This window comes from uncultured Veillonella sp., assembly GCF_915069625.1.
Lineage (GTDB): Bacteria > Bacillota > Negativicutes > Veillonellales > Veillonellaceae > Veillonella.
This window is the reverse complement of sequence record NZ_CAJZFD010000082.1, coordinates 1-8,507: the sequence shown is the minus strand read 5'-3', so window position 1 is coordinate 8,507 and position 8,507 is coordinate 1. Positions and strand designations below refer to the sequence as shown.

Annotated in this window: 8 protein-coding genes; 2 read left to right on the top strand and 6 right to left on the bottom strand. The window is 40.1% G+C overall.

Annotation, left to right across the window (positions count from 1 at the left end; translation table 11 throughout):
- Window positions 1–150: 150 nt before the first annotated feature.
- Window positions 151–741, top strand: coding sequence for a nitroreductase (locus QZ548_RS05610; RefSeq protein ID WP_295868986.1), 591 nt, complete (start codon window positions 151–153; stop codon window positions 739–741).
- Between the two features lie 204 nt (window positions 742–945).
- Here the strand turns inward: QZ548_RS05610 and QZ548_RS05605 are convergent, their stop codons facing one another.
- Entirely contained in the window at window positions 946–2,883 is a 1,938-nt protein-coding gene (locus QZ548_RS05605; protein ID WP_295868984.1) for a cation-translocating P-type ATPase, read from the bottom strand.
- Between the two features lie 513 nt (window positions 2,884–3,396).
- Between QZ548_RS05605 and pgtP the strand changes: the two genes are divergently transcribed.
- On the top strand, window positions 3,397–4,728 hold the full coding sequence (gene pgtP, locus QZ548_RS05600; protein ID WP_105089945.1) for a phosphoglycerate transporter protein PgtP: 1,332 nt from the start codon (window positions 3,397–3,399) through the stop codon (window positions 4,726–4,728).
- Window positions 4,729–4,824: 96 nt separating this feature from the next.
- Here the strand turns inward: pgtP and QZ548_RS05595 are convergent, their stop codons facing one another.
- The 5 genes from QZ548_RS05595 to QZ548_RS05575 all read right to left on the bottom strand — a co-directional run bounded on the left by QZ548_RS05595 (window position 4,825) and on the right by QZ548_RS05575 (window position 8,299).
- Complete coding sequence (locus QZ548_RS05595) at window positions 4,825–5,598, bottom strand: hypothetical protein (RefSeq protein ID WP_105089946.1); 774 nt, start codon at window positions 5,596–5,598, stop codon at window positions 4,825–4,827.
- A gap of 560 nt (window positions 5,599–6,158) precedes the next feature.
- Window positions 6,159–6,512 (bottom strand): Spx/MgsR family RNA polymerase-binding regulatory protein, encoded by a 354-nt coding sequence (locus QZ548_RS05590; protein WP_005384960.1) that lies wholly within the window; start codon window positions 6,510–6,512, stop codon window positions 6,159–6,161.
- An 84-nt stretch (window positions 6,513–6,596) separates the two neighbouring features.
- Entirely contained in the window at window positions 6,597–6,917 is a 321-nt protein-coding gene (locus QZ548_RS05585) for a HigA family addiction module antitoxin (protein ID WP_105089947.1), read from the bottom strand.
- Window positions 6,918–6,933: 16 nt separating this feature from the next.
- Complete coding sequence (locus QZ548_RS05580; RefSeq protein WP_005384956.1) at window positions 6,934–7,218, bottom strand: type II toxin-antitoxin system RelE/ParE family toxin; 285 nt, start codon at window positions 7,216–7,218, stop codon at window positions 6,934–6,936.
- 364 nt (window positions 7,219–7,582) lie between these two features.
- Window positions 7,583–8,299: a DUF554 domain-containing protein gene (locus tag QZ548_RS05575; RefSeq protein ID WP_005384954.1), complete on the bottom strand. Its 717-nt coding sequence runs from the start codon at window positions 8,297–8,299 to the stop codon at window positions 7,583–7,585.
- Between the last annotated feature and the right edge of the window lie 208 nt (window positions 8,300–8,507).

Sequence of the window (8,507 nt, the reverse complement as noted above, 5' to 3'; positions counted from 1 at the left end):
CACACCAACATGGCATATGTATACATATGTAACGTATACATATGTAACGAACTTGCATGTTGTGCATATATACCCTAGAACTTATAGTATAATAAAGAAAATAACAATTGTATTTCTTCTATTACATTCCCTATCTAACAGGAGGTTACTATGAACACATTAGAATGTATTAAAACTCGTCATAGTACGCGTAAATTTAAAGCAGATCAAGTATCTCGTGAGCATATCGACCAAGTACTCGACGCTGGTCGCCGTGCCCCATCTGGCGGTAATACACAATTAACACACTTCATGGTCATCACAAACCAAGACGTGCTCAACGAACTAGTAACACTTGTACAAGAGGAATACGGCAAAATGCCGATTACGGAAAATACATTACCTTACATGGTAAACATCATTAAAATGTCCGCTGAAGGCAAGTTTGTATTCAACTATAATGCACCGGTTCTCATCGTACTCGCTAGCCAAGCAAACTATGCGAATAACTTTGCCGATGTATCTTGTGCGATGCAAAACATGATGCTTGCTTGCAACGAATTAGACCTTGGTAGCTGCTGGGTTAACCAAATCCGTCACCTTCAAGACAACGAACGCATCCAAGCTAAAATGCGTGAACTAGGTCTAAAAGACGGTGAAAAAGTCTATGCGAGCCTTGCATTTGGCTATCCAGACTTACCAAATGGCCTCAACCGCCGCGAAATCGAAGCCAAAGGCTACCCTGTAACATACATTGATTAATAGACACTAGAAACATCTATATCAGAGTATGAATACTGTAGTACGCAATCATAGCATACAGGATACAGCATGTAATCAATTAGTGAAAAGTTAAGAATACCTGTATGATTACATATAACATATAAAATAAAAGCGCTATCTATCCGACCACTCGTATCGAGTTTCGTTCGGAATAGATAGCGCTATTGTATTTAGAATATAGTATTACCCTTCAAACACGCGTTTGCGCGCTGCTTTTACAAGAACGGAATTGTCATCTTCTACTACGTGATTAGATTTGTAAGCCCAACGTAAGAGTAATGCAGAGTTAGCTACTACGAGAAGGCTGCCACCGTTATGAACGAGGGCACCCCATACTGGAGACAATGTACCAATCATAGCTAAGATGATAGCTACGAAGTTCAAGATCAAGGAGAAGGAAAGGTTAATCTTAATAGTAGTCATCATGCGTTTGGACAATGCTACAAGGTGAGGAATTTCTTTAACATTATCGTTTACAAGAACGATATCCGCTGCTTCTACAGCAATGTCACTGCCAACACCGCCCATGGCAATACCTACATCAGATTTCTTAAGAGCTGGTGCATCGTTTACACCATCACCAACCATGGCAACAATGTTACCTTCTTGTTGTAATTTTGCTACAGTATTCATTTTATCTTCTGGCAAGCAATCAGCGATAACATTCGGTACGTTCAAACGTTTACCAATTGTTTTTGCTGTTGTACCATGGTCACCTGTTAAAAGAACAGGCATAACATGAAGATCGTTCAAAGACTCTACTACGGCACGGCTTTCACGGCGAACACGGTCAGCTAAGGCCACATACCCAGCCAAGACACTATCTACAGCCACGTATACAATAGACGCACCACGGTTCAAGTGGTCATGAACAGCTGCTTTCACAGAGTCCGTAATAGACACATTAGACAAAGTCATCATCGCTTCGTTACCAGCTAATACAGATTTAGCAGCTACAGTCGCTTCCAAACCTTTACCAGGAACCATACGGAAGGAATCTACGGAATCGAAGCTTTCACCATGACGAGATGTAAAACCATTTACAATCGCCTTGCCCAATGGATGCTCAGATTTAGTCTCTACAGACGCTACCAAACGATATAATTCATCATTAGACATAGCGCCCACTGTTTCAACAGCAGTCACCTCAGGCGTACCATAGGTCAATGTACCTGTTTTATCAAAGGTCATTGTATCAACCTTCGCCAAGCGTTCCATAATATTGCCGCAGCGCACGAGGAACCCGTGTTGGCTTGCATTGGAAATAGCCGCCATGATCGCTGCTGGCGTAGCCAATACAAGAGCGCAAGGACAGAACACAACGAGGATAGTTACGGCGCGAATGATTTCGCCAGTTACTACATAAGTACCAACTGCTGCCAAAAGTGCAATCACTACGATCCACGTAGCCCAACGGTCAGCAAGGCTAACGATTTTCGCATTGCCTGGGTCAGTAGATTTAACGAGCTTAATCATGCGTTGAATAGAACTGTCTTCGCCCTCTTTCGTTGCAGTCATATCGAAGGCACCAAATTGGTTCACTGTACCAGAAAATACTTCGTCGCCAATCGTTTTATCGACAGGCATGGACTCGCCAGTCATAACAGATTGATCAATCGCTGTATCACCAGTCAAAATCGTGCCATCTACAGGGATTACCTCGCCTGGCAACACGCGGATTACATCGCCTACTGTTACGATATCTGCAGGCAATACCTCTTCTTTGCCGTTGCGAACAATACGAGCGGTTGTTGGTGTCAATTTAACGAGACGTTCAATACCTGCTTGCGCTTTAGATACAGTGAACTCTTCAAGCATTGCACCAAGTTGCATGATGAAAGCAATCTCTGCAGCCGCAAATACTTCACCGATGGCTACAGCCGCGATGAGTGCCAAGGATACCAAGAGGTCTGCTTTTACGTCGAACTCTTCATACATGGCAACTACTGTGCCCCATACGATAGGCAACCCACATAATAGAATGGTGAACCATGCCCAGTCGAATGGCAATCCTAAGCGAACGCCTAATAAACTAAATACTACGCCGATACCGCCGGCTACTAATGTGATCTTTTCTCTATTTAAATCGAACCACTCTGCTGCTTTACTCCACCGTTCCATACTTACCTCCTGTGAAAGCTTATATATAATGATATGTACACATTTGTTGTGGTCTATATACATGCGTCCATATATATGACCTAGGATAAACAACATCTATCTGCTTATTGCTTATTCTCTATAGTTTTCTGTTTATCATTTTAATTTTCTTCTTAGTATACCCATATGGGTATACCCTATGATTATGTTATACCCATAGGGGTATATTTGTGTCAATAACAAAATATGTACAAATATTCATATATACTTAAAAACACAGATAAATACTGGATTTAATGGCATTATATAATTCATGCATCGGCCTATTACACAAATGCACGAACAATTATTCATATATGTAAATACATCTCCATATTTCAAAACAGAAGATATTTTGATGAACTATAATCTATGCGCTAAGCCCATAATGGTGCACCAAAATAGCAATTTATCATAATTAAAAATAAAACATAGTCGACTTTTAGTCATACATGGTATGATAAAAAAGACATTTTGTAGAAAGGATGTGTGATGATGTCGATCTTCTCTCCAGCTCCTCATATCGAACGATTACCAGAGGGGCAAATCGATTCCACCTACAAACGTCTTCGCAAAGAAGTCTTTGCAGGTACTTTTATTGGTTATGCTACATTCTATTTGATCCGCCAAAACTTTAGTTTGGCTGTTCCGTACATGATTGCTGAGTACGGTTACACTAAAGCGGATCTTGGTATTGTCATGACCCTCTTATCCGTAGCGTACGGCGTAAGTAAATTTGTCATGGGTAATGCGTCTGACCGCTCTAACCCAAAATACTTCTCCACAGTAGGTCTATTGCTCAGTGCTTTAGTTATGTTATTATTCGGCACCTTACCTGGTGTTTTAAGCAGTATTCCTATCATGTGCGTGCTCGCCTTCTTAAATGGTTGGTTCCAAGGCATGGGCTATCCTCCATATGCGAAAAATATGGTAACTTGGTTCTCCCGTTCTGAACGCGGCGCTTGGTGGTCCTGGTGGAACGTATCCCACAACCTTGGTGGCGGTATCATCGCACCCCTTGCTACGTTAGGTATCTATCTATTTGGTACATGGCATAGTATTTTCTTCTTCCCTGCTCTTATTTCTATCGTGTTAGCTGTGGTTACATTCTTCTTGTTGAAAGATACACCTCAATCCTGTGGCTTGCCACCTATCGAAGAATACAAACACGAACCAGTAGCAGCTGAAGTAAGCGATGAAAATAAAACTACTTTCAAAGAAATCTTCTACAAATATATTTTGCATAACAAATACTTATGGTATCTTGCAATTGCAAATATCTTTGTATACTTCATCCGTTATGGCGTAGTAAGCTGGGCTCCTACTTATTTGACAGCTGTAAAAGGCTTTACAAAAGAAGGTTCCCGTTGGGCTTACTTCTTATACGAATGGGCTGGTATTCCAGGCATGCTCGTAAGCGGCTATTTGAGTGACCGTGTATTCCGTGGCCGCCGTGCGCCAGCTACTATCTGCTTCATGCTATTCGTTATCTTGGCAATCCTCGTTTACTGGTTCAACCCAGCAGGCAATATCCTTATCGATAACTTAGCACTTATCGCTATCGGCTTCCTCATCTACGGTCCTGTTATGATGATCGGCCTTCAAGCAGCAGACATGGTACCACGGGTAGCAACAGGTGGTGCTACTGGTCTTACAGGCCTTCTTGGTTACCTCATCGGTTCCGCTGGTGCTGGTGCCTTCATGGGTCTCATGGTTGACCTTTATGGTTGGGATGGCGGCTTCGTAGCCCTCGTTGGTGCATGTATCCTCGCTATCGTATTCCTACTTCTCACACTTGGTGATAAATCCCAAGCAAAAGAACAGTAATCTACAACTAACAGTTGTTTGAACACAAAAATCCCCTAGTAACACATCGTTACTAGGGGATTTTATTATGTCTAAAACTATACACTGCACTACATTCTATGCTACGCATAAAGAACTATTGAGAACTTTCAAATTATACACGAGACCAAGTCGCGCCAATCCGTGCAACGCAACAGCCGTAACAGGATCCATGAAGCCAAATACACCAGCACCGATAATGGCGATATGGAATACAATGGACACGATGAGTAAACCTAAATGAGACTGCTTTGTTCCTTTTGAAAGCTCTGATACGGGAGATGCATCATCCACAAGAGAGCCCATCATGAGCGCCACTAAGATAAGCTCCAAGGAACACGGGCATAGTACCAATAACAAGGTTACGGTATGTATGAAATCCTGTGTCAATGCAAAGGAACCCATAGATAATAGCAATACAGCCACAACAATAACAGATGAATAATTGTTAATGCCCTGACGCATAGCAACGAGTTGAGATGGCATGGCAGGAAGCATATCATCATCTAAGGTATAATGTGACTCGCCTGTGATAAGCTGTTCCAAGAAAAAGCCAGCCTGTACGATGAGGCCCACATAGGCCGCCGTATGATAATCGCCAATGGAAATGAGCGCTACCATGGCCACAACAATAAGGAAATTAGCATGGATCTCTAAATGCTTCAAAATACTTTGAACGCTATTAATGAGCAGCGGCAAACCACAAACGAGAACCGTCACCCAAGCCAAGTCAATAACAGGATTGAATGACTCTGTGATGGCATCTAATAGAATAAATAAAACACCTAGCGCCAAAATAGCACCTTGCGTGAACAACGACACCTGCGCCGATAAAGACTGTAAAAATTTCATATAGACCTCTATACACTAGAACCGGCCTTACTTACTCCGGAAATAAAACAAAAACAACACAATATTAATTCAGAACTCTCTATACCTAAATTAATTCAAAACCCTATGAACCTAAATTATTTGATAAATCTATGTACCCATAGGGGTATATCTACAATGTAACCATTATACAAAATATGCGAATTATATACAAATCATTTTTTTCGATAAATGATAAAGAACTACAATTTCTTTATGTAGTACCAAAAGAATAAATTTATAAAAATGACTTCTCCTTTAAGAGCTTTAGTTGAAAACTCTTATTTCTTTATTAGACATAGAAAGAACAGATCCCTAAAAACGACTTAGCTCACTATGGAGGCCTTCCAATAGGCCTAAGTTGAAGATCCTAATTTCATATAAAAAGAAAAGCACCTATCTCTAAAAATGACATTCCCTTAAGAGCTTTAGTTGAAAGCTCTTATTTCTTTATTAGACGTAGAAAGAACAGGTCCCTAAAAACGACTTAGCTCGCTATGGAGGCTTTTAGGGACCTGTTCTTTCGGTTAACTAATATGAAATTAGAGCTTCAACGCCTCGATCCATTCTGCTTCTTTAAAGCCAACGAGTACTTTGTCTTCAAGAACCAAGATAGGACGTTTCACAAGCATACCATTGGATGCTAATAAAGCGAGTTTTTCTTCTTCGCTAAGGTTTGGTAATTTATCCTTCAATTGTTGTTCACGATAAATCATACCAGATGTATTGAAGAATGCTTTTAAATCTTTACCAGATTGTGGATACCACGCAGCAATTTCTTCAGCTGTAGGATTTTCAGACTTAATGTCACGATCTGTGTATTTAATATTATGATCATCTAAGAATTTCTTTGCTTTTTTGCATGTTGTGCATTTAGGATATTCAACAAATAACATAGTGTCTCCTTATAGTAATACATAATGTTATAACGATATATTTATAAGTTAAGTGTACCAAATATATCGAAAATTATCAATATCTCATTGACAGTCTACAGGTTCTAATGCATTACAATGATCAATAGAGCTTAATACTTCCTCCATCCCTGCACTATGCTTTGCGGTACGTAAATCAACATCCATCTGCAACCGCAAGAAATATCCTTCAGAAACACCAAAGTATTTAGCTAAACGTAGAGAGGTGTCTGCTGAAATAGCTCGTGTCCCATTCAAGATTTCCTGAATACGCGAAACAGGCACATGTATATCTTTAGCTAATCGATATGCAGATAGTCCTAATGGCTCCATAAACTCTTCTTTCAATATTTCACTGATGGTAGGTGTTGGAATAAACTTGTCCATATATATTCCCTCTCTATTAATGATAATCTATAATTTCTACATCATAAAAACTATTAATATCTTTCACTTTAAAACATAATCTATACTGGCTATTAATCCGTAAACTATACTGGCCAAAGCGATTGCCTTGCAATAACTCTAATCGGTTACCAGGTGGCCACCTTAAATCCTGTATCGATTCAGCATTATCTAATAATATTAGCTTACGAAGAGCTAATCTTTGTATAAACGGTGAAAAGCGTTTAGAAAAACTCTGATGGTAAACCTTTTCTGTTTCCTTATCTTTAAATCCGATAATCATAGAACCTCTCCTTTGATTATACCTGTTTTACAGGTATAACTCAATAATATATACCTGTATTTCAGGTATATTGTGGAATAACTTTATTCTATAAATGATTTCGGTAAAAGATTTCTCTAAAACAGCACTCAAATCCTACTGTTCTTCTGACTCTATTGGTCACCTATTTCGGAATGTATCTACTTCTAGTCATCACTTGAAGATCAGCAAATATTAGTACTAACTTTTATAATGGCTACAAATATAAAAAGACCTATATTCTCTAGACTCTCATGTGCAAAGTACAGCAGTGAAAGGTTAGAGAATATAGGTCTCTTATAAAATCTATATATTATTTTTCTTAGTATTCATAATGCAATTTACATTAGAGCAAGAATGTAAGCCCCATGGCCACGAAGATGGCTGGCAATAGGTTCGCAATGCGGATTTTACCAGGCCAGATGAGGTCTATACCAACGCAGAAGATCAGAATAGATCCCACGTAGGATAGGTTATCGATGGCACTCGGTGTCATCAACGGTGCCGCAATGTGTGCCATAGCTGTAATGATCCATTGCGTAATCCCTACAGGAATAAAGGAGAACAACGCACCCTTCCCCATAGAGGATACCATCACCATAACAATGATACCGTCTAGGATACCTTTTAATAAGAGCGTTTGGTAATTACCCGTTAAGCCGTCTTGAATAGAACCTAGTACTCCCATGGCTCCCACTGTAAACGTAAGGGATGCCGTAATAAAAGCGTGCGTAAACTGCGGATCGCCAGTGTTCCCAGTTTTGGCTTTCACCCAGTCGCCAAATACAGTAATCCAACGGTTAAGGTCGATAAGCTCGCCAATTACGGCGCCTGCCACCATGCTAATGATCATCAGCATAGGCCCCGTCGTTTGTATCGTTCCGTTCACGATGACTAGCATATACTGCATGGCACCGCTCATCCCGAGGAGGAGAACAATAATGCCGCTCACCATCATGAGCGTCTGTTTTAAATTTTCTTTCATAAACCGACCAAATGCAAGTCCACACAAGCTGCCGGCTATGATGAGGCCAATATTAATGGCCGTGCCCAAACCAATCATATATTTCCCTTTCTGAATTGTGAAAGTAATAGCTTATTTCATCATCAGTATATCAACTATATCGAAATAAATCAATTTATCGTGGTATACAACTAATCTATGCCGTTATATGGCCCTAGATAAAAACATATAGCAAAAAGCCCCTATCCCGTGTGATATGTACCCATTTTCCTGGACACATATTATTTACTAGCCTAAACACATGGAT